This is a genomic window from Paenibacillus prosopidis, from assembly GCF_003337375.1.
GTDB classification, from domain to species: Bacteria; Bacillota; Bacilli; order Paenibacillales; family Paenibacillaceae; genus Pristimantibacillus; species Pristimantibacillus prosopidis.
Map to the genome: position 1 here is coordinate 49,443 of NZ_QPJD01000005.1, position 23,725 is coordinate 73,167.

The window sequence follows — 23,725 nt, forward strand, 5'->3', positions numbered from 1 at the left end:
ACTACCTTCCCACGCCGGCCTTTATTTTTTTTCCAGTTGAAAAAGTCTTCTCCGATTGTTCAGTACCGGTTACCTGAGTCAGAACCGATTTATATAATCCCGAATACTGTTCAAGCTGCGATTGTTTGGTGAACTTGCGGCTATGTTCCAGACATTGTCTTTGAATCATTCGTTTTTTTTCAGCCGTGAATGAATAATATTCCTTTAATTTATCTTGAATGGCTTCTGAACTGCCTGGAGCAAAAAGAAATTGACGAGCCGGCACAACGTCCGGAATTCCTCCTACTGCTGAGGCGTATACGGGCGTACCGACTTGATAGGATTCGATGAGGACCCGCCCGAACGGCTCTTCCCAAATCGAAGGAACAACTGTGACATCTACTTGGGCCATGAGTTCCCGAGCCTCTTTCGGCTTCACTTTACCGGTGAACACGATTCGGTCGTCATTCCTGCACGATTCCGAAAGCTCCTCTTTCAGCTTGCCATCACCGCATACATATAGGCGCTCAATCACCTCACTCGGTAATGAACGGACGGCATCGATGATTTCACGAACGCCCTTCTCCGGTTCGATTCTGCCGAAATAGCCGATGCGCAGCGGCTTACGCGCGAAATCTTTCTCTCCTGCGACGATGTCGCCATCCACGACGTTCGGAATGACCAGGTGTTCAGCATTCGGAAACAATCCCGATTCCGTATGACGGTTTAAAATATGCGAAGATATACCAACAACCGCGGATACCCGTTTGCTGAATCCAAGAGAAGTCAGCCTGTATAACCGAGCAATCAGTGGATTGGATATCGGCGAGCTGACAGGCGAGATAAGCGAGTAATCCCTTAATGTATGAACGATCGGTACACCCGCTTTGAAGAAAGCTGTCCATATCCCAGCCCCGAAACCGGACAAATTCTGAGTATGAACTAAGTCCGGCTTTATTTCCTTCAACAGGTTCGTCACAGTTCGAATTTGTACAGGATTATAGAAATCGAGAAGTCTGCGAGCCACCTTATGCAGCTTGCCGCGGTTTTCCGTATCGCCGATCCAATACAAATTGTTGTAAGGAACACGATGAACCTTAATCCCGTTAATCAACTCTGACGTTATACCGGCGTTTCTCTTTTGTCCTCCTGTCGTAAGCACATGCACTTCAGCCACTGTATCAAGCGTTTCGGCCAAGATTTGCGTCGATATTTCCGCACCGCCAATAATATGCGGGCTGTACAAACTATTTACAATAACGATTTTCATGCCTTTCGTCTCCATTCGCTATATATAGGTCTAACGGGTGCTATCTGACCTTTAACCCGAACGGGCACTCGTACAGGCATACCGGTACGTATGGCTTCCGTTTCGAACCCTCCCCCGCGGATGAATCCGAATAACAACCAGAAATCCAGAAAAGCATAAGAATCAAAATTCATGACGAGTGCTATGCATAACGCAAAAGCGAATTTCGAATACGAATTTGCCCCGCAGCTGCGAAAAATCGAAACCAGAAATCCTCCAAAAAGGATAGCCCCGATAAGGCCTTCCTCAGCGAACACCTTCGACACCATATTTCTTGACGTTGCGTCATAGGGATTAATAAATACCAGATCGTACACTTCACTGAATTTCAATCCGCTGCTGAAATGCTGCTGTAGGAGGGAGGCAAATTCCGTATAATAAAAGCCGCCGCCTACTCCAAAAATCGGATGTCTGGCAAATTCCATAAAACCGATGGCCGGAAACACCAGCCTGATAAAAAATGAATTATCATTATTTATTAATTGATTGAAATTAAACTGAAACCGGTCCGTAAAATAGCCGCTTATCTTGAACGTTTCGATCAGAAAAGGCACGCCTACAACAACGACTAAGGCGCAGGCCGCCAGGACGACCAGCATCCGGCCTCTGTTCTTGTTCGTGACCAGTACATAAATGACCAGTGCGGTCAGCAGCACGGTGTAAGCGTAAGCGGAGAAGGAAAGCACCATAAGCAGCATAGTGGCGACAAGCAGAAGCAGCTGCTTACGGAACCCCTGCTTATACAGGAAGAACATAATTAACCCGCCGCTCAGCATATGAATCGCCGCCCATGAAGGCTCGCCCGACAGCATCTGAATTCTCCGGAGATACACTTTATCCGCGAACAGTCCCGTAAAGGCTCCAGAAAATCCGTTGCGGACGAAAAATGAGTCGAATAGCTGAAGAAAACCGGCAAAAAGCGGAGGAATAAAACCTATCGCAATACTTTTCGCGATTCGCTTTATAATCTCCGGATCTTCTTTCGCTTGCTCAGTGACATAGACCGATACCCGGTACATAGACAGACCGAACAGAAGCGTGATAATATGCGACGCGCTGCTTCCGATATCACCGTTGTTTGTTGCAACGATTAAGGAATGCCCGACGCTGTACATCACGAAGAGGAGAAAGAAAACATCTCCCTTCTTGAACCTGAAGTCGGTAAACAGGAGCAAGATGGATGCAAGGAACATCGGAAACATAGATATCGGCCGATATACCGAGAACTGGAAGTAGGGCAAGCTGTCATACGTCAGGAGCATCAGGGATAACATAAATAGCGCAATTACAAGATTTCGAATAACCAACACCTGCTCTTTGCGCAATTGCCCTACGATAGAATCAACTCCAGATTTTTGCGGGTCACGGAGCTGCTGAAATGATGGGTCACGTAACGGATCGAATTGCGCGATACTTTTTCGTTTATCTCATCGTTGTCCAATAACAGGAGTACATTTTGAACCATCTCCTCATCCGTTTCACAGACGAACAGATCCTCATGATTGATTGCATTGATGCCTTCACTGCCGATCGGATTGGTTACGACTGGTACTCCCCAAGACATAGCCTCGACGATCTTCGTTTTAATTCCTGTGCCAAAAAGCAGCGGAGCGATCATTAGCGCGGCATCGCTTACGACCCGCTTAACGTTATCCACTTCGCCGGTTACGATAATGTCAGGATAGGCCTGCTGCAGCCTAAGCACTTCGGCAGTCGGATTTTTTCCGACGATATGGAACTTTGCTTTCGGTGCCTGCTGCTTTATCCTGGGCCATATCTTCTCACAGAAATAAACAACGGCGGAGCTATTATGCGGGATGTCCATTTTCCCTACAAAGACGATCTTGTTCCTGTCGTATGACCTGGGATTCCCCGTCATTTTCCTATCCGGGTCGAATCTCATCGGGATGCCGAGACAAGAGCGATGACTGACAATTTGCCGGAAGGTCTCCGCTTCTTTGGGAGATGTAAAGATAAGGTGCTGGAAATTTTGGGCTGCATGTTTCTCGTACTTGTGCAGCAGCTTGCTTTCGAAAGCGACAAGCCATTTTTGAATGAACTTCAAATTTGCAAACCGCTTGACACCGGATGGAAGCTTGTCCGAGAAGCCGCCGAATACGGACGGAATGTACTGAAACCATTGAAGCTGACGTTCATAGCGCAATGACAGAAGATCATCGTAGCTGAGCACCTTTTGTCCGATTCCGTCCGTAACGTATTCCGCTACACGCACCATATCGTAAAAGATGAATTCCGGCTGCTCTTCCTTAATCATTTCTTTGATCAGCCGATGTGTTCTCCGGGAGTAATAAACGGATACTTGCAGCGGCCACCTTCGCATTAACAAGGAATAGACCAGGACATTGAACAGCTTTTCGGCCATACCGGGCAATTGCAGACATACCAAGCGAGAAATCGCATCCGGCTTATCCTTCAGGTACTTATTGTCATCAACAAAAGACAAGTTTACGATTTCACATTCGGGATAAATATCTTTGATTTGATAAATGTATTGCTGAAGCAGGTTTTTTCTGCCGTCCGTATTTGGAAACGGCAGCCGGTTCGTAATAAACATCATCTTTTTCATTCATTTTCCGCCTTAGAAAGCATCTTTTGCCCCAAGGAGCACTTTGAATGTCTTGAATATGATTTTCAAGTCAAACACAACGCTCCGATTTTGGATGTATCTCAAGTCCAGCTCAACCATTTCTTTAAAACTTAATTCATTACGGCCGCTAACCTGCCAAAGCCCTGTACAACCAGGTTTAACCGTTAAACGCAGCTTGTCGTAATCTGTATACTCCGCAACTTCCCTTACAAGTGGTGGTCTTGGACCGACCAAGGACATTTCGCCCCGGAGCACGTTAATCAGCTGCGGGAGCTCATCAATGCTTGTTTTACGTATGAACTTCCCGATTTTCGTAATACGCGGGTCGTTCTTCATCTTGAACATAGCGCCTTCAATTTCATTCTGAGCAAGCAGATCTTTCAGTTTCTCTTCCGCATTGCTTACCATGGAGCGGAATTTATACATCCGGAACGGCTTCTCGTTCTTACCGATCCTTGTTTGATAGAATAATACGGAGCCTTTCGGATCCTCTAATTTAATCAGAATGGCAATCATAACAAACAACGGGCTTAACAGAATTAATCCAACCAGCGAACCGGTTATGTCAATGGCACGTTTGAACACCGAATTCAGGAAATACCTATAGTCATTAGGAGTGTTCAATACCACTTCATCGCGATATTGTGGTTGCATGGTTATTCACCCCCTATGCCAATTAATTGCTGTTTCGCATGCTCACGTTCCAACAATTCTCCAAGTTCGCTCATAAGTTTGTGTCGAAGTTCGTTATTCCGGAGCGCAAAATCGACTGTCGTCATAATAAAGCCGTGAGTTTCACCCACATCATAGCGCTTGCCTTGGAAGTCATAAGCGTAAACGCCTTTATCTACATTCAGCTTTTGAATCGCATCGGTTAGCTGAATTTCTCCGCCTGCGCCAATCTCTTGCTGTCCTAAGTAATCGAATATATCCGGGGTTAGAATATATCGGCCCATAATTGCCAAATTGGATGGAGCCTGTCCTTTCGGCGGCTTCTCCACAAAACGGTTCACTTGATAAAGACGGTCCATCGTCTCGCCAGGATCGACAATCCCGTACCGGTCTGTCTGATCCACATTGACGGTTTGTACGCCGATGACCGAACGTCCGGTACGCTCATACTGCTCGATCAGCTGCCTGATGCAAGGCACTTCGGCCTCAACGATATCATCGCCAAGCAGAACAGCGAACGGTTCGTCTCCGATAAAATTGCGGGCGCACCATACGGCGTGTCCGAGCCCTCTCGCTTCTTTTTGCCTTATATAATGAAGATTCACATTGGAGGATTTTCTAACTTTTTCCAAAATGTCAAGCTTCCCTTTGCTCTCCAACGTATATTCCAGCTCAAACGCAATATCAAAGTGATCTTCGATCGCACGTTTACCTTTACCAGTCACAACGATGATGTCTTCTACCCCTGATTCAATGGCTTCCTCTACGATGTACTGAATGGTGGGCTTATCAACGATTGGAAGCATTTCTTTCGGCATCGCTTTCGTCGCCGGCAAAAACCGGGTACCAAGTCCTGCAGCAGGAATAATGGCTTTTCTCACTTTTTTCATTTGATTTCACCCTATCCTATTTATATTTTTTTATTCGCATTGTACCGAGATGCTAAAAATGCGAGCTATGCTTTCCTTGTCTCTGAGAGCATAGCTCGGATTTTTAGAAAAAAATCCGAGGTAAAAATAAAAATTAGGGCATTGAACCCCTCCTCACGTCACGCCCTTGACGCTAAACGTCTAAGGTCGTTTGACCCACAGCATGACCGAGTGCCTCCGGTGATAAAGGTGCAGGAGACATTACCTTCCAAGCAAGCTCGGATATTGTTCGCTGTAATGACGCTAAGCTTCGTTGCTGGCTCCGTAATAGTAGGAATAGGAATCCGAGTGATTTCGGTTAATGTTATTGAGAACGACGCCGATAAGATTGGCTTGCACATGCTCGAGAGAGGCCTTCGCCCTGAGCGCAAGTTCTTTTTTCACTTTTCCCGAGTCGATGACAAGAACTACGCCATCGCTTTGAGTGGCAACGATTTGAGCGTCCGTTACGGACATAATCGACGGTGTGTCGATGATGATCACGTCGTATCTCTCCCTCATTGTTTCAAGCAGCGCCCCCATTTGCGTCGACGACAGCAGTTCTGACGGATTAGGCGGAGTCGGACCCGCGGTAACGACCGACAGATTCTCCGTATTCGTATGCTGGATGACATCCTGCAGCTCTTTTTGATGGAGCAAGGCGGTGGTCAGGCCTTTATGGTTGGATATTGCAAAAATGTGATGTTGCGCCGGTTTTCGCAAATCCGCATCAACCACCAGCACCCGCTTGTTTGCCTGAGCGAAAGTGACCGCCATATTGGCGCATGTTATGCTTTTTCCTTCGCCTGGTTTGGAAGAGGTGACCATAATGATTTGCATCTTATCGTTAATCGTTGAAAACTCGATGTTTGTCCGCAGCATCCGATAGCCTTCGGAGATTGGCGATTTCGGATTTCTTTCCGTAATAAGGTTCCATTTACGTATCAAGCGAGACATTGCTTCCCCTCCCAGCTCTTGGTGTTAACGGGGCTTGGCTGCCCCGTTCAGTGGCATCACTTTCTCTAAATCTCGGAATCGAAGTCAGTACCGGAACCCCAAGCAGCATCTCGATGTCTTCTTCGTTCTTGATCGTGTCATCCAAATAATCCAGAAGGAAGGAAATGGCTACGCCCGCCATCAAAGACAGTATGAATGCGACGGCAATATTCATAATCGGATTCGGAGCCACCGGGCCGCGCGTCTCGTTCGGATCGGCCTGGTCCAAGACGGAAACATTGTCAATCTTCATCAGCTCAGGAACCGATTTTTGAAAAACGATTGCAACGGCGTTGGCGATATTGGCCGCCTTCTCATAGGAGTCTTCCTGGGCGGTTATGGTCATGATCTGCGTTTCATTAACCGAGCTGACGGTTACCTTGCCAGCGAGTTCGCCGTACGTCTTAGCAAGCTCCGGATACTCTTTGATGACTTTTTTCATCATACGAGGCGTTTTAATGATTTCTTTGTAGGTTTTGATGAGTCCGATCGTGGAGTTAATGGAGCCTACGTCTATGCTTGGTTGCATCGAGCTGCTGTCCTTGAAGTCATTGACGATTAGTGTAGCGGAAGCTTGATACTGCGGTTCGATGAAGTTGAAGGAGTAAAAACCAATGGTCAGACAACTTACTGAAATAATTAAAGCAATCCATAACAGCCTTCTTTTGATGATGTTCCAATATCGTTTTAATTCCAACTTGGTTCCTCCGTTACTAGTTAAGTCATCTTTGTCATTTATGTTGTGATAAATTATTCCTAGTGAATATTAATGTAGATAAGTTATTCAAAACGCGAACTTTTGGGCATGGTTTTATTCAGAGATTCATCCAGTCTTCTATACTGCCTAATCACGATTATATAACTGTTATGTAACTGCTATGTAATTTGCTTATTTACCTATATTCATAAACTCATCGACCGTTCCGCCATTCATGACGTGCTCCATCATACCTTTCGAGCAAGCCTCATGTCCCACCTTCTTGAGCAGCAGCGATACAAGCTCAGCCATGTCAACGGGTTCATTCCGGGGCGTATATCCGGTTAACATAAGAATCTCAGCTAACGATCTCGAATCCTCTTGCCTCTCTTGATTTAATAGAGAAGGATCTTCGGATAGTTTTTTCAAAAATTGCTTCAGCCGTACTTGCTTCTGCTCCATATTCGAAACATTCATCTTTGACACCCTCCATTTTTCAACCCTCTCGTTCACTTAAGATTGCTACAAATCGACAAATAACACAAGCTTCATTAAGAGGTTTTAATATTAGTAAAATATAATTTTTGTCATAGCATTTGATTTTTCTCCTAAAATGTTTCAGGAGTCATGTTAGCCTTGCTTACGTTGTGAGTCTAAGTATGACACAGATTTTTGCAATTCTTGAGGGAATAAAGACATGTTGTCGGTTAGACATTCCTGCTCATTTTCAAAATTGTTTTCATAAGTACGGACTCCTAATTTATCGAATTAGGTAATTTTAACTTTTCTCATTATTAGTAACTAAACAGATAACTTTGTCATTTGGAAGCGCTTTATGTATCTTTACAAATATTCCTTCTTTAGACTCATTCAGTATATAGTTAAACTGATGCTTTCCCTTGTCAAATCAAGGTTTTTGACTTTTCATTTCTTTGTTTTTCATTCAAATTTAATTAATAATTACGCTCTTTTTAGGATGAAATAAGGGACTATTGTCCAGCGTCCTACAAAAGTAGGACCCAAAAACACCATTCGACGGCATTTGCATTAAGGATCTAGATAATCATTTTTGTACATGAAAGCGTTTTTATTCTTTAAGTCATAAAAAAACAAGCATTTCCGCAAAAAAAGGATCTGCTCGTTTCCAAAAATTACCTTATTATTGCACGAAAAAAGCCAAATTAGCTTCTCTTCCTGCATTATGTATTTTGAAAATAGGAAATTAAACGCTTCCATACACCTCTGGATGTATGTGTTACGATAGGCATGCTGCCGAAAGGCTTATTTCCGACGACGCACTGCGCATTGCTTAGAAAATAGCTCTCCCACTCCGCTCCCATGCGCTCATGGATAGCATTATAGGCTTCGCGCAGCCGAAAGCCTCTGCGCTCCAGATGGTGCGCGTCCGACGAAACGATATGAATGAGTCCACTGCTGCAAAGCGACCATGCGGATTGTTCGATGCGTCTGCCAAAGCCGCCAAGTAACGAATGGGTAGTTACTTGCGCGTAAGCACCCTCCCGAATAAGATCAGCCAGACGTTCCGGGTGCTCCACAATTTCCGCATTCCGTTCAGGATGAGCAATAATTGGCTTCAGCTGCATTATACGGAGCTCATGAATCAGCTCATTCATCGCTCTCGGTATGCGAGAGGATGGCATCTCTATTAACACATAGCTAGACGCGGCTAAAGGCAGCAATTCCTGCCTATCCCATGCCTCCAGCAGATCATCATGCACCCGAATCTCCTGACCAGGCATAATCGTAACAGGCACACCCGCTGCTATTAACTGCTCTTTAACCCGTTTCGTATGCTCTTCTACTTCGTTGGCTGTGTTGATATATTTCCCATTAGCATGATGCGGCGTTGCGATGATAGTTGTAATTCCCTCCGCAGCGGCGGCCCTTGCCATATTCAAAGTCTCATCCCAATTCGCCGCTCCGTCATCCAATCCGGGCAGTATATGCGTATGAATGTCTATCATGCTCATTTTCACTTCCTAGAATAATAGTTTCAAACTTACCCCGAAGGCAAGCATGGCCATATTCTATCACATGAAAGTTAAATTATCAGCTTTTTAATTACTATAAACTAAATCGCCTGGCGATTGTCTATGTCCGAATCCGTCCGCGCGACTGAACCCGGGCTGGAGATTTTCCAGTAAGATGTATCTGTAATGAATTCAAAGCATATTAACGGTAGGATCTCCCTTTAATTAAAGAAAGAGGATGCTAAGTCCCAAGCTGCTTTGAAATCAGCTACATTCGGGTATCTTAACTGCCTATTTTCATTCACAGCACGTATTGCAACCTTATAAAGTTCCCTTCCCGCTTCCCACTTCGCAAATGAACGATCCAACTCGCCCCCTACCAGAGCAAAAGCCATCGCTCCCATGTTAAACACATTGGTGCGTTCATCAATCTCAGCACACAAAATAAATTCCTCCGGCGACATAAATCGTGACGATCCCCATAGTCTGCCCATTGTATTAGTAAATGGTTTCCTTTGATAAAGATCTATGTCGCATATTTTGAGCTCGTTATTTCTAAAATCGCAAAGTAGACTCCCGTCATAAAAATCAACCGCGACAAAACCTCTCTTTTCTACATACGCATGGAAAGAAAAAATACTGTCTAACGAAACCAATCGTTGTGCCACTGTCAATTGTTTATAGCGGTAATACGGGGATTCTGGATGACTGTACTTAGCAGGGGGCGGAAAAGACCAATGTGGATGAAGAGATTCACCTTCAAACCATTTGAATACTGCAGCATACCCCGCCGATTTGACCTCAAAATGATTGATCAGCTCAATTAGGGATGGATGGCTTAATTCACGATAAAGATAAACCGCTTCTCTTAAATTATGAATTGCGTCTTGTGTCTCACCTGAAAAATTTAACGTTTTTGCCCCAGCATATTTGACGAAAAGTTTTTCACCATCTCTTTCCAGTCCGAAGCTGATATTCCCGGAATCCTGTTGGTCAAAAACGTCAAACACCCGGCCAAGCTTTTGCAGCCAAGCAAAATCATGTTTTTCCTGCAATTGAAACTTCACATCATCTAATTCGACCCTGAAGAGATTTTTTGTCATTGGCCTACTCCTCGTGATTTAGATGCAATACAGCGTGGATTCCGGGGATCTTATCCTCAGTCCCCTCCGGCATATCTTTGAACACAACTTCTTTTGCTACCATTGACGCCACCGAAATTGCTCTTGGTACCTGTCTTTATTCCAGCTAGATTTATTTTGACATTTCCTTTTGCATCTAAATCCCCTCTCAAAGTCCTTACGCATCAAGAGCCGTCCGCAAACGATAGGCTCTTCGCGGCGAGGGCTTGACGGATTAACTCCAGAGCTTTTGGTCCCATACCATGCAGCTTTTTGACCTCGGCCTCGCTGATCTTGGTAAACTGCTCAAGCCGCATGTAGCCAGCCCCAGCGAGCGCACGCAGTGCCGGCTTGGATAATCCGGCTGGAAGGTCGCTTTCCGGTTCATCCAGAACTTCGTTTTTTTGGCATAATAACTTCTCCTTTTCCAAGATATTGAATGATGTTCGGCTAAAAAGCTCTTACTATTTCCCAGCTGCGATATACGCCTTCATATTTTTTAGAATAAAGGTTCATAAGCTCGCTCTGATAATCAATCAGAGCCAACGCTTCGGTCTTATTAACTTGGTAAACGGAAGTATCCCGATCTTTACTTTGACGCAACAACGTGAATCCCGTTCCTCCGATCTCCTCTTCGAACCGGTTACACTGATCATTTGGTATCTCAAGCAGGTGAGAAATATGGCAAGTGTTATCTTTATAAAGATCAATCCCCGTTGATTGCACTTTTAGCTGATTGGCAGATTGACGTGCAGCCCGCTCTGTCTCTGTCTCGAAAACGCCTGCGAGCCCTTCGTCAAAAACATTGTCGTGTTCGTAGGGAAGCACTTGGTGTTCTAGATGTTTAACAGCTCGTTTTGTTTAAAAAAAACGATGCATATCAAGTTTTTTATGCCTACTATTTTCATTCAAGTAGCTAATGCGATTGATCACATGGACTTCGTCTTTTGGTGAAAAGAGAAAGTTACAAATGCTATGCGAGCGTTGCATTGCTTCATTAAAGTATACGTTTTCTTCAAGGCCACTTAATCCAAGTTCAAATCTTTTACAAGAAGCAAACGCTGCCGCGGCGTCTGCTCCTTTTATTTTTGACACGCTCTCGTTTCCCGATAGCTGAAAATGTAATATTATGGTCTTTCGGCAATAACCCAAGGAATGTTACCCTGTACTTCTAATGCGGTAGCCATTTGCCTTAGTTTCAAGGTTTATCTCTCCTGTTATCATTTTCACTTAGTTACAATTGCTGACTGAAAGCTTACAATCGAAGCGTTCGACTCCCGGATACTTTTCCCCCAAGCTCGTTATCGTAAAACCATTTTTTTTATAGAAACCAACAGCATCTTTGTCGGTTTCCGCCCTTATTCTTACGATTCTATTAGTTTTTATGAATACATTTATCATTTCACTGCCTATACCCTTACCGCGGTAAGCGGGTTTAATTGCAATATGCTTTAGCACTACTTCGTTATTTGATTCATATATGACTCCAATTAAACCTACCAGCTCATTATTTTTAAAACTTCCTATAAGTTCCCTTGAATCCATTTCTAAGTATTTGTTAAATTCATTATGAATTTTTTCATCATCAGCCCACATACACTCAGCCATTAGACGCTTCACTTCATTTAAGTCTTTATAATCCTTTAAATTAATCAAAGGAAGCACTCCCCTTATTTAAATCGAATAACAAAGACTGCCGTGTAATAAACGTCGGCAGCCTGCTGTGTTGTGTCTATGTTTGAGGTAAGTTTTCAATAACTTGTACATATTTCTCGTACTTTATTTTCCATATATCCATACGGGACTCTATTGTCCTGCTGTCCAGCAGTGCTTCGATGACATCCAGACATACATCCCAACCGGCAATATCCTTGGGTGTATGATTCGTTATCTTCTTAATCTTTTCTATCAGAACCAAGCGACAGCCTTCCGACTCCGGATACAGCTCAAAACGGACAAGGTCTTCTCCCCATGTGTATTCCAATACGGAACATATTTTCAGCTCGGTAATTTCAAGTTCCTCAAACGTACCATCCTGCATGTCGAACTTAATAATCCCACCTTTACGCAGGTCGTCGACCCGGAGCTCGGAGAACCATTTCGCCAGCTTATCGTTCTCCGTGAGCGAAGACCATACCTTTTCCACGGAATGCTTCAAATGACGCTCGAATCGGGCGATATATTCGTTTTCAATTTGTTTTATTACAGCTAGCATGCTTAGCCTCCTAGAAAATTAAGATTGGAAAACGTTTATCATTTTTCACTCACGCTATTATATTACCATACGGTTATACATTAATGGTTTTGGTGCAAAGCTCTTAGATTCATGATAACATGTTGAAAATGAAGTCAGGGATCGGCAAGAGATTGGAGGATAGAGATGGAGGGAAATAATAAGTTCATAATCAGCCGAAGAAAGCTGTTGGCGGGAATGGCCGCAATTGGCCTCAGTTTTATGAGCGGCGGTGTTATTACCCGTCTTTCCGACAAGAGCTCGAATACAGGAGTAAGTGTAAGAGATTACGGAGCCGCCGGCAATGGAGTGAAAGATGATACGGTAGCCTTCCAGAAAGCAATCAACGATTGTGTAGCCAAAGGTTATAAACTATATGTTCCCGCAGGTAAGTATCTCATCAAGGGAACACTCGATAATTTTGACAATCTGATTATGGAAGGTGTTTCGAATAATAAATCCTACTGGTCAGAAACCGGTTATGACGATTTCGAAAAGGGATCCGTTCTGCATGGTTCAGGGGATAATGTACTAATCGGAGGAAGCATAAAAAGGGCTCAATTTTCAAATTTATGTTTTGAAAATTTCGATCTGGTCGCCGGTGTATCCAGTCCCAGATATGTCCTTTTTGATTCCTGCAGCTTTAAAGAGATTCGTCGCGTACTGAGCGCACCTGGCAACAAGACTGGTGCCTATCATAACTTCAAGTTCAGATACTGCTCCTTTACGGTTTATGACACCGACGTGCTGTTTGAAGGCAGAATCATTGACAGTTCATGGGATCAGTGCGTCTTTGTAGGAACAAAACCGTTTGATTGGGTACAGGCGATTGCCAATCAGGTGACAAACTGCCGGTTCGAATGGATTGACAGGGATGCCGCGATATCCATGTATGCCTGCCGCATGATTCAAATCTCCAATAATTTCTTTGACAGAGTTAGAGGAGCAGCTATTGAAATCAAGCAGAAAAATAGTGGAATTGTCATTTCTGCCAATCAATTCAACCGGTGCGGCAGCGGCAAAAATTCAGCCGGTGGCGGTACGAGAATGAAAGAATTGTATAAATCTTTTGTGGTGGTGTATGGTGAATTCTCTGACGTGAACATCATTCAAAATACGTTTTTGAAGAGTCAAAGCAACGACGGAGCGGGTGAATTGTGTCCCCAATATGTGATCGCCAAGCGTGCGGCCATACCGAACTGCCAATTCAAATTCCAAGGAAACGTCATGGTTAATGGATTTGTCTCCTCATTGATTTTCGATGAAGATCAAACCTTTGAAAATATTAAAATCGATGCGGATTATGTTTATCCTTCCCTTGCCGCTTACGTGGTTCACTTGGCCCTGTGTGCTTCACACGAGATTCAAACGGTCTGCGATACGGATACGATCGTGGAAGAAATACCGGCTCAGCTGACGGTTCGGAATAAGGCGAACATCCAAATTTCCGGTGAACAAAAGGGAGCCGTATACGGTGGCAAGGTTAACGGTTTTATGCGATATGACCGTGGTGAAGTCATTTTTGAAGATTACACATATCATAAAATCGTGCCATTCAGTAAGGATTGGAAGAAATCTTATGATATCCCGCTGTCGCACATGGTAAAAGGAGTTTATTTGCACCTTTCCATTTTGTATTCGACGAGCGGAAATCCGGACAGTAGGGTGACTGTTACTATGTCAGGTTCATCCACGCTAAGCTTGCCGAAACTTCCATTAAGCGGCTTCGAGAAAAAAGTATACACGACTAAATTTTATATTCCTTTCCAGTCATCAAGTGACTCAGCCCGAATAAACGTATTTGCGGGCGGTTCTTTGAAAGGGAGGGGATCCATTTTTATTCATGCACTCAGTGCGACCTACACATCTTTTACACCGAAACAGATGTATGATTTAATGATTTAATATATAAAAGTGCCTGTTTCCGAAAGGAAACAGGCACTCTCTTTGATCAGTTGGTTACTACAGTCAGCACCGGCGAATTACTTCCATTCTCCTTTGTAAAAAAGTCGATGCCGATATTGTTCGTCGCAATCGGGTCCTTCACATACAAGCTAACAATTTTGTCCCCCGCATTTTGGGCGGCAACCGCAGAGGTGACGTCAAGCTCGATCCAACCGAGCGACGTGACTGGCTTCGTAGCGATCGCGCCTCCAATTGCCGGCCGATTGGTATACGTGATGCCTGTTTCCGTCCATGAATCGTCCGCAACGTCATAGACGGTCCGATCCGCGTTAGCGGATTTGCTTTTTACGTTCAATTTCAGTTTTGCGGATATCACGGTGCCGGTTATACCACTTAGATCAAACTTTAAGTAAGCACTTCGGTCATTGGATGTACTTTGCTTTGTCACCATATAAGTGTCAGCACCGTAGTTCGTCGAAACGGCGCCGCTGTTCACGTAACTGTCAGCAGCCGCACTTACATCCGTCGTCACAGCCGCTGCGCCTGAATTTGATATGAGAATGCGATTCAAATGGAAGGCGTCGGAGGTTCCCGATACGAACACCCTCATCGCTTGCACGCCTTTGGTTAAAGCAGCATTACTGGCAACCGTGTAGGTGCTCCAGTTGGACGCTCCTCCTGTAGAGGGCAGCGTGACATTGCTTGTTGCGTCCGTTCCGTCAAAAGCAAATTTAATCGATCCATTCCCGTTAGAAGCCTCATAATCTACGTTGATTTTATAATTCCCTGTCACCGGCACATGGACGGTATACGTAAACCATTCCCCATTATCGAGGTCGGTTAAGGCATAATTATTTGTGGAAACAGACTTAATATCAACACCATCATCACGGTATTGGCCCCCCGAATTGGATACGGTCAAGTCATGGTACGTCCGGCCTTCTCCATCAATAGGGAAGTAATCATAGTTTTCCGCTTCGACCGCTCCCGGCAAAACATGCATGCCGAACTGCGGAGCACCGCCCGAAAACCCTTTTATGGGATCGCCTGCAGCAAGTGACGGCCTGCGGAAGGTCAAAGCGCCCCAGCCGGGATGGTCAAGGCTGAAGCCCGTTTTCTCGTAGCCGGACGCGCTGATTGCATAATCCCGGGAGCGCTTGGTCCACTTTGCCTCATCATCGCTAAGTCCCATCCTTACTTGGAAATGTGCAACGGCTTGCTCGTATACCGGTCGATTCACCGCAAAATCGCCTCTGCTCACATTGGTAAAGTTGCTCTCAAAATATTGGTTGATTTGCTTGGAGTACCATCTGCCGGTCCGGTCAAATCGCTTAATGAAATTAGTAGGCTCCCAAGGTGTCGTCTGATCCGGGTAGGATTGTACGAAAGACGTATTATATTGACCCATGAACTCGAAGCCCTTAAGTAATCGATTATCCAGATAATTCCACAGATCATCCCCTTGATTCCAAGCGACATCGGAAACGCATTCCAGCATACCGAGGCCAAGGAAGGCATGCTGCTGATCGCGTGAGCTTTCCTGATTTTGACCGTTCGACCAGACGTAATTTCGAATCACACCATTGTAACCCCAATCGGCAACAGTCGTCTGCTTGCTTTGCACAAACGTATCAAAATAATCATTCGTTGCGGATTGCGCCCCGGGATTGGACGGTCCCGAAGCATATGGGATGTCATCGGACCGGTGCGGCAGACCCTTGAAGTAGCGCAGGGCCCGGTCATACATGACACGATTATCAAGGAACACGCCCATTGAGAGCATGGCTCTAAAAGGGATGATATCCTGATTCCCGTGTCTGCCCGAATCGCCATTATAGATCCGCCAATAGAATGTACCGTTGTTTGCCGTAACGGATGCCGGAACACTCGTTTGCGAATATCCCGGATAGACGAGCATATCCTTAAATTTCTGCAAGTCCGAAGCCGACCAGCCGGTGTACGTACTCTTGATGATTTCCGCCGCTTCCACAAGCTTCCACGCATATAAGCCGGCATTCAACGCTTCCGTGCCTCCGCCTGTCATTTCGGTCAAATTGCTCCATGAATTAAAAATTTCAACAGCTTTGGCGGCATGCCGGCTGTCGCCGGTAATCGCCCACATCAGTGAATTAAAATAAGCCGCCGTTACATCCGATTCGAACTCGGGGCCATGAATTCCACCCCTGGCTACAACGGTCCAGCTCGAATTCCCCCGCACTACATAATCATAACTAGCCTTTGAATCCGCTTTCAATTGGTTATACGATGTTAGCCAAGGCTCTTTTTGCGCGTCCACCATATACTTCATGCGCTCTAAATCTGATCGTTTAAATAATGCTCCCGGATGCACAAAAGGAGTACTGTCGGTCGGCGCGGGATGAAAGCGGGCTGGCTCAGTAATGACCGACAAAACCGGTTGGGTTGAGCCATTCTCCTTGCTGTAAAAATCAATGCCGATATCATTGTCTGCGATGGGATCCTTAATGTAAAGGCTTACAATTTCATCTCCGGCAAACTCGCTCATAACATAGGAAGTTACATCGAACTCCACCCAGCCCGTATTGGTGACTCGAACACTTCCTGCGGGGTTGCCGAATGCCGGCATGTTGCTGTAAGTAAGCCCGCTCTCCGTCCAAGTATCGGTAGAAACGCTGTAAGCGGTCCGGTCGGCTGCCGCCGTGAGACTTTTCACGTACAATCGCAAAGTAGCGGACGATACGCTGCTTCCGGTCAATCCGCTTAAATCGAATTTCAAATAGGCGCTGCGGTCGTTAGCCGCGCTTTCCTTCGTGACCATGGATGTCGCCGTGCCATAATTGGTCGAAACAGCGCCGCTATTCACATAGCTGTCCGCAATCGGAGATAACTCGGTTGCAGTGCTTGCGCTTACGGTCTCGTTCTGCATGCTAAAGGTTGTAAAAACCATAGTAATTAACAAGCTGATTATACCGAGCATTCTTATGGTCCTCTTCATCATCAATCCCTCCAATTTGATTTTTAGAGTGTTTAACCAAACAACCCTGTTCTTCTCTTCTTTCTTATTTCTTCACCTCCTTTTCATTTTAAGCATAAAACAAGGGGTGCCCGGTTACAAAATTGTTGTCGGAACACCCCTCGAAGTCGTTATTCTTATTTATAATCAGGAAAGATCATGAGGCACTATCACGGTTGTAGCTACTACCTTTTTGTTGCCCGCTTTATCGGTTGCCGTGTACGTGATGGTGTAGATGCGGTCCTTCTCGGCCCGCAAGCTAAACGATGCGGCCTCCGTACCGATAGCAGCTTCAATGTCGCCTAGACCGGAGTCCGGTTGATTGCAGGTGATGGAGGTTAAAATGACCGAATCAACGCCTGATCCGGCATCGGTTGCATGGAGCGTCACATTCACGGTGCCCATTTTATGATTCGCCGGCCAAATCGTCGTCTGATCCAAATGGACGGATAGCTCCGGTGCCGTCTTGTCGACTTTGAATCCGACGGTTTTGAGCTGTTCTATATTGCCTGCCAGATCCGTACTGCGGTAATTGACGCTATAAATCCCGTCGCCGAAGGCAGGAATGGAACCTTTATAAGTAATCCATGCTCCGTTATTTACCTGATATTCGGTCATCGCCACACCGGATGCGTCGTCGGATGCATTCAAGCTTACCGTTACATCGGATGTATACCATCCGTTGCTGCCATTAGGCGCAGCCGAACTAATGGAAGCGATACTAACGGGTGTAACCTTATCAATGTTGCTTACCGAATAGCTGCTGACATTCGAGACATTGCCCGCTTCATCGGTTCCTCTTGCATACACGGTGACATTTTCGGAAACAACCACCGGGGCGCCATATGCCGTCCATTCGCCGCTTTCACCAACTTTGTATTCTCTCACTACAACATCGTCGGGATAGCTGATCGTAACGGTAACGTCGGTGTTGGTCGGCTCCGTGATATCCGCCGACAAAGCTGCGTCTGCCGAAGCCGTCTGATCGATATTTACCGCCACCGTTTGAACGGCACCGGCTGTTCCGTTGCTTCCTTTGGATCGGTAGCTAACCGTATACGCGCCGTCCTGATCCATGACAATTGGCATTGTATACGTATGCCATGCGGATTCGTCGTTCACTTTGTATTCCGCAGCCGCACTGCCGGATACCGATAACGTAACGGTAACCGGCACCGTGTACCAACCGTTTAATCCATTTGGCTCGGCGGGATTCACCGATGCCTCGACTAGAAAACTCAAGCCGATCAGCGCCGTCAGCAAGCTGCCCGCAGCCGCGTCGACTGCGCTCTGGGTTGCACTGGAGTCAGAGTCAACCGACTTCGCATTCGTTATCGCTGTTTGGAGCGTCGCATAGCTGCCTTCGGTGTAATCGCCCACGACAACTGCAACCGCTTGATTCAGTAAAAGCGCAAGCAGCGTTCGGTCTACAATTTTCTCATAGAACTCGATCTCGCCGACATTGGCAAAACCGTTTGGCGTATAATACCGGAGATAACGGTATGCCGTGCTTGTGCTAATCGTTCCCGTATACCATTTGATATCGCTGATGCTGCTTATCGTATACAAGGTATCAAAATTGGTTCCGTCGTTGGAGCCTTGGATAAGCGCTCCATTCATACGGGAAGCTTGGCCTGTTCTCGGCATAAACCGGATGCCGCTGATCACTTTCGCGTTACCTTCGCCCCAATCGATGCGTGCCCAACCATTTGAGTTTTTGGTATCCGGGAACGTGCTCGGATTACCGTCGAAGGCACGCCATCCATTTGTTATTGCGTCCGTCCCATCGAATGCAATGGCTGAAGCCAAAGCCATCGAAGAGGTAACAGTGATTTTTGGATAAATGGTCTTTACAGACACCAGCAGCTCTTCAGCTTCAAACAGCTCCGCGAGAAGCGCCGCCTTGTCGGCACCCGGCTGGCTCACGGCCGCATTAATCCGTTCTATTTCCTTCAGATACAAGTAGTAGCTGCCCTTGGTATAGCCGTCCGGTGCAATCACTTTGGGAACGGCAGTGAAATCATAATTACCATAAAATTCAACTTCCGCTACGTTTCCAAACCAGGTGGAGCTATTAATCACTCTCAAATAACGGTATGCATTGTGATTCAAAATTTTACCTGATTTTAATTCGGTCCAAGTATTCGCTTTTGATCCAGTCACCGGTTGTATAAGGTTTGTCCAATTACTGTTATCGTTGGAGCCTTGAACGATGAGTCCGTCCATTCTTCCGGGTAACGATGCTCTTGGCATAAGTTTAATTCCGCTCAGCATGACTGACGAGCCCGCTCCGAAGTCTACCATGTAATAGGAACCGGAGCCGGTACTTAAGTCCCCGAAAGTAGCCGTATTGTCATCAAACAACAGATACCCTGCCTCTTCAGCCGTCCCGGAAAACGGCTTAACGGAAGCTGTGACTGCAGCCAGCTTGGAGACATTAATTTTTTGGCCTGCTGTCACGCCTGGTACTAAAGTGACGATACTTCCTGTAACCGCTGTTGTACCATCAGCCGTCTTGGTTACGGTAAGTACCACGGACACAAAGGTGTCACCGGCAGGTTTTGCAATTGCTCCATCCGTTCCAATAATTCCAGCAGGTGCTGCCGATTTTAGCGCTATTGTGAAACCTTTTGGAACAGCTGGCAGCGATAAGCTTGCCGCATCCGCTTCAGGCGCCTCCATGCTTGTTATTTTGGATGCAACTGCTGCAGCCGTTGAACGATAATCGCCATAAAATTCAACTTCCGCGACGTTGCCAAACCAGGAAGAGCCATTATACAATCTCACATAACGATAATAATCCGAGTCTTCATCCGTTTTTAAAACGGCCCATGTGCTCGCTTGTGAACCCTTGGCAGCTGCAGTAAGGTTTGTCCAATTTACATTATCATTGGAGCCTTGAACAAGGAGTCCGTTCATTCTTCCAGGAAAATTTGCTCTTGGCATGAGCAAAATTTCGCTCGGCTTAATTGACGCATCTGCTCCAAAGTCTACCGTGTAATAGGAACCTGATCCGGTATTCAAGTCGCCATAAGTCGCCGAATTGCCGTCGAACAGCAGATATCCTACCTGCTCCTTCGATAAACCGGTACCGGGAAACTGCACATCGGAGGCGGTAACTTTAGCCAGCATCGGAACATCTAGATAATTTGCCGGATCGACAAGGTACAGCTTGGAGCTGTCGGTTGTCAAATACGTTGTTTCTCCATTCGTACCGTCATTCTTTTTGTAGTCGATCGCAAATTTAACCGCACCTGTCTCTACATCTCCATCCAAGGCTGCCACTGCCGTCCAGTTAATATTGTCTGCCGTGCTGACAGCCGCCGTCTTGCCCTGGATTTTGACCTGTACGTTCTGGATCGCTTCTTTTGCTTTGATCGTTAATTTTGCCGTATTGCCCGGCACAATTTTGCCATTGACGCTCTGATCCGAACCGATCGAAACCAATTCCAGCTTGTTCTCTATCTCATGGCGCTCGCCATAAATTCTGAATTCGGCCAGCTCAATCAAATTCTGAATGACACCGCGAAGAGCATCAGGCTGCGGATCAATCATTTCCATTTTGATAAATCGGAATGGCGTATTTTTGTACGCATCGTCCACTTCAATGGTCGACACGCCATCGGTATATGCCGTTTGTTCCGGTGTTATCCGCGTCCAGATATCCCCGTCATTAGATCCGAATACCGTCGTACCTGACATACGATCGACAAAGTTCATTCTGCCTTCGAAAGCAAAGGCATCGGCTGTAATTTTATAATCGGCTCCGAAATCCAGTATGTGGTACAGACTCGGATACGCCGCTAACGAATATACCGGATAAGTATTATCGTTGCCATCCACAAGAAGAGAGATCGAATCGCCGAAGGTAGATGTAACAATACCAGTATAATCCATACTTCCGTCAGATAACGATGGCGTTAATAATTGAAGACCTTCAGCCGCGCTTCTTAAGCGCAACAGCTGCTGATAAAAAGCTTGATCGGACGCAGTCTCAATTTGGCTCATCGATTCATCATACATGACATTGAATTGATTCAGCGAGGCAGCCACGTAGCTTTTGTTCGCATCATAAACCGCCGTCGCCGCTTCTACTGCAGTAGCCCGGTCATTGCTTACCACGATATGGACATTCTTGGCGGCCAGTGTCGTACCGTCGGATGCTTCCGCAATAAAGGAATATGTTCCGGCTTGCATCGGCTGCCACGAAAATGCGCCTGTATTCGCATTGAGAACAGCGCCATCCGGCAAATTCGAGCTTCCATAGGCAACTGTATCCGTTGAACCGGAATCCGCAGCGGATAGGTCCAGGGTTATAGGCGCACCAACAAAGGCATAGATATTCAGATCCGCAGCTCCTGCTTTAAATACAGGAGGCGTCAATTGTTCGCCTGCCTTAACGTTGAGGTGATCGACGTCAACCTTTGTGCCGTTTCCTTTCACCCTCATATAAAGAAGGCTGTAATCGGTGTCGAGCTGTCCATAGGTAACATGGCTGATACCCATGTCATAAGTGATATATTTCCACACGCCGTTCGTATCCGGCAGCGTCAGCGTATGGTATGGCGTTGAACCGATTTCTTTGCTCAGCTCTAATGTTGCAGGGCCGTTCGTTCTAAACTTCAATCCAATTAAACGAGAGCCCGTACGGCTGGCATACGACAGATTCTGAATGACAATTTTACTTCCCTCTGCCGTAGCGTTAATCTCTACATACGAGTCGGCGCCTTCTTGCACGGTAGCCGAATGGTTATCGAAAGAGGTGTAACGGTCTTCGATTTCGACCAGCGAAGCGCTTGTTTGCTCTTTGGGAAGATACGTTGACCCTTCGGATTCCGCCTCCGCAGGAATATAAATCCAGAAGTCGCCGCCTCCATCCGCGCTTTCCCAAGCTTGTCTAAACGAACCTTGATAGTAATAATTGGACGGGATTCTCTTCGTAAACGCTTCATTGAAGTATGGAGCTTTCTCCGACAGATCGATCCCTTTCGCGTAGGTGTAATAATAATACATATCCCAGAATTGGGCGGTATTCATTCTTCCCCTGTAGGAATCCGAGAACTTGTAGTAGATGCCTTTTACAGTACCATCCGGCGCAGTGGAGAACGGGGTCGGCACAAATGGCGTTTCATAGCCAAGCATGTACTGCCAGAAAAAGTCGGCGGCCGCCAAAAACCGGTCATCCAGAAACTCATAATACCCTACCGCATTGTCCGCTGTGGATAGGGTGCCTTCGACAGGGTCGACTTTGGTGCCCTGGGCAAGAAACAGACGCGACAGGATGGCCGAGTTCGTCAAATCGCCGGCCCCATGCGCCTGGTCTCTACCCATCTCTACATGCTGAACGACCGGCTCGTCCAATACCTCTCCTGTCTCGGCATTGGTATCGACCAATCGGAACAGCTGCTTGATCGCTCCGTTAAAGCCCTGATTGACAGCCGTTTTATTAACGGTGGCCCATTCGACAACCTCTTCATATCGCTCGGTGTTATCGGTAAAGATATAACCTGCCATAGCGCCCAGCAGCGGGTAATTATGCTGGTTCATAAAGTGGTTGTTTTCATGCAGAAAGGTTTCGATAACCGGATTGATCAGGTTATTCGTAAAATCTGCCGTGTCTTTATCCGTCCACGTCAGCGCTTCGGTTTGACTGCTTGTATACCTTAAGATTTCCGCCGCCGTTACCATCCGGTTGAGCGGTATGCCCGTATGAATATGCGAATCCGTAAATTTCTTGTATTGGGCTGGATCCATCTGAGACCAAATGCGGATAATATGCATCCCGTTAGCCCGATATACCTCATCGCCAGTTATATAATACATAAGAGCTTGAGTATACGCTTTCAAGCCGTCGGCAATAAATCTCGAATTAAAGCCCTGACTGTCAAAAGCATAAACGGCCGGTTTCGTCGGATCCGTAGAACTCTGGTTGCTGGACGTAACCGTTTTTGAAGAGGTTGCAGAAACGGTCATGGACTTATAATAGGAATACCAGGGTTCTTTTTGTGCCAATACCTGTGTTCTCATGTTTTCCAGTATCGTTTTGGTTAGTCCTACACCCGGATGGGTAAAGCCATTGGTAACGGTTTCATTCATTTCAACGGTGTAACCGGATGCTATGTCCGATTCCTCGGCTGAAACCGCTCCAACCGGCGCAAGCGTTACAAACATGGTCACTGCTACAACTACTGCCAGTACACGCCTCCATTGATCTCTGAAATGAAATGTAGTTTTACTCTTCATTTGAGCCCTCCTCGTATGATGTTCATAGATAGTTATATTGGAATGCCGGCATCAAGCTGATGCCGGCATCC

18 protein-coding genes are annotated in these 23,725 nt (G+C 46.0%); 1 reads left to right on the forward strand and 17 read right to left on the reverse strand.

Going from position 1 to position 23,725, the window contains the following annotated elements; all coding sequences use genetic code 11:
* Window position 1 precedes the first annotated feature (1 nt).
* The 15 genes from DFP97_RS08810 to DFP97_RS08875 form a co-directional block, all read right to left on the reverse strand.
* Complete coding sequence (locus DFP97_RS08810; RefSeq protein ID WP_181873421.1) at window positions 2–1,249, reverse strand: glycosyltransferase family 4 protein; 1,248 nt, start codon at window positions 1,247–1,249, stop codon at window positions 2–4.
* Entirely contained in the window at window positions 1,246–2,595 is a 1,350-nt protein-coding gene (locus tag DFP97_RS08815) for an O-antigen ligase family protein (protein WP_147275034.1), read from the reverse strand. Before DFP97_RS08815 ends, DFP97_RS08810 begins: the two co-directional genes overlap by 4 nt.
* 23 nt (window positions 2,596–2,618) lie before the next feature.
* A complete protein-coding gene (locus tag DFP97_RS08820) occupies window positions 2,619–3,875 on the reverse strand; it encodes a glycosyltransferase family 4 protein (RefSeq protein ID WP_114379637.1) in 1,257 nt (418 codons plus the stop codon).
* A 12-nt stretch (window positions 3,876–3,887) separates the two neighbouring features.
* Window positions 3,888–4,550 (reverse strand): sugar transferase, encoded by a 663-nt coding sequence (locus DFP97_RS08825; protein ID WP_114379638.1) that lies wholly within the window; start codon window positions 4,548–4,550, stop codon window positions 3,888–3,890.
* 2 nt (window positions 4,551–4,552) lie between these two features.
* The gene (gene galU / locus DFP97_RS08830) at window positions 4,553–5,458 is read right to left on the reverse strand and encodes a UTP--glucose-1-phosphate uridylyltransferase GalU (protein ID WP_114379639.1); all 906 of its coding nucleotides are present in this window, start codon (window positions 5,456–5,458) and stop codon (window positions 4,553–4,555) included.
* A gap of 282 nt (window positions 5,459–5,740) precedes the next feature.
* Window positions 5,741–6,433 carry a CpsD/CapB family tyrosine-protein kinase gene (locus DFP97_RS08835; protein ID WP_114379640.1) on the reverse strand — a complete coding sequence of 231 codons (693 nt, stop codon included), beginning with the start codon at window positions 6,431–6,433 and terminating at the stop codon, window positions 5,741–5,743.
* Entirely contained in the window at window positions 6,414–7,169 is a 756-nt protein-coding gene (locus DFP97_RS08840) for a YveK family protein (RefSeq protein WP_114379641.1), read from the reverse strand. The genes DFP97_RS08835 and DFP97_RS08840 overlap by 20 nt, the downstream gene beginning before the upstream one ends.
* Before the next feature lie 192 nt (window positions 7,170–7,361).
* Complete coding sequence (locus DFP97_RS08845; RefSeq protein WP_114379642.1) at window positions 7,362–7,646, reverse strand: hypothetical protein; 285 nt, start codon at window positions 7,644–7,646, stop codon at window positions 7,362–7,364.
* Window positions 7,647–8,368: 722 nt separating this feature from the next.
* Entirely contained in the window at window positions 8,369–9,160 is a 792-nt protein-coding gene (locus DFP97_RS08850) for a tyrosine-protein phosphatase (protein WP_245976024.1), read from the reverse strand.
* A 221-nt stretch (window positions 9,161–9,381) separates the two neighbouring features.
* Window positions 9,382–10,263 (reverse strand): protein kinase domain-containing protein, encoded by an 882-nt coding sequence (locus DFP97_RS08855; protein WP_114379643.1) that lies wholly within the window; start codon window positions 10,261–10,263, stop codon window positions 9,382–9,384.
* A gap of 203 nt (window positions 10,264–10,466) precedes the next feature.
* The gene (locus tag DFP97_RS08860) at window positions 10,467–10,712 is read right to left on the reverse strand and encodes a helix-hairpin-helix domain-containing protein (protein WP_114379644.1); all 246 of its coding nucleotides are present in this window, start codon (window positions 10,710–10,712) and stop codon (window positions 10,467–10,469) included.
* Window positions 10,713–10,731: 19 nt separating this feature from the next.
* Complete coding sequence (locus DFP97_RS31125; RefSeq protein WP_114379645.1) at window positions 10,732–11,109, reverse strand: hypothetical protein; 378 nt, start codon at window positions 11,107–11,109, stop codon at window positions 10,732–10,734.
* Between the two features lie 33 nt (window positions 11,110–11,142).
* Window positions 11,143–11,376, reverse strand: a complete 234-nt coding sequence (locus tag DFP97_RS30410; RefSeq protein WP_147275035.1) for a DUF3885 domain-containing protein — start codon at window positions 11,374–11,376, stop codon at window positions 11,143–11,145.
* A gap of 135 nt (window positions 11,377–11,511) precedes the next feature.
* Entirely contained in the window at window positions 11,512–11,946 is a 435-nt protein-coding gene (locus tag DFP97_RS08870; protein WP_245976025.1) for a GNAT family N-acetyltransferase, read from the reverse strand.
* Window positions 11,947–12,013: 67 nt separating this feature from the next.
* Window positions 12,014–12,496 (reverse strand): SRPBCC family protein, encoded by a 483-nt coding sequence (locus tag DFP97_RS08875; RefSeq protein WP_114379647.1) that lies wholly within the window; start codon window positions 12,494–12,496, stop codon window positions 12,014–12,016.
* A gap of 165 nt (window positions 12,497–12,661) precedes the next feature.
* On the opposite strand from DFP97_RS08875, the gene DFP97_RS08880 reads away from it, so the two are divergent.
* Window positions 12,662–14,419: a glycosyl hydrolase family 28-related protein gene (locus DFP97_RS08880; protein WP_114379648.1), complete on the forward strand. Its 1,758-nt coding sequence runs from the start codon at window positions 12,662–12,664 to the stop codon at window positions 14,417–14,419.
* Between the two features lie 46 nt (window positions 14,420–14,465).
* On the opposite strand, the gene DFP97_RS08885 is transcribed toward DFP97_RS08880, so the two are convergent.
* Together DFP97_RS08885 and DFP97_RS08890 are read right to left on the reverse strand one after the other, a co-directional pair.
* Complete coding sequence (locus DFP97_RS08885; RefSeq protein ID WP_114379649.1) at window positions 14,466–17,396, reverse strand: CBM96 family carbohydrate-binding protein; 2,931 nt, start codon at window positions 17,394–17,396, stop codon at window positions 14,466–14,468.
* 162 nt (window positions 17,397–17,558) lie between these two features.
* Entirely contained in the window at window positions 17,559–23,654 is a 6,096-nt protein-coding gene (locus tag DFP97_RS08890; RefSeq protein WP_114379650.1) for an OmpL47-type beta-barrel domain-containing protein, read from the reverse strand.
* Window positions 23,655–23,725 lie beyond the last annotated feature (71 nt).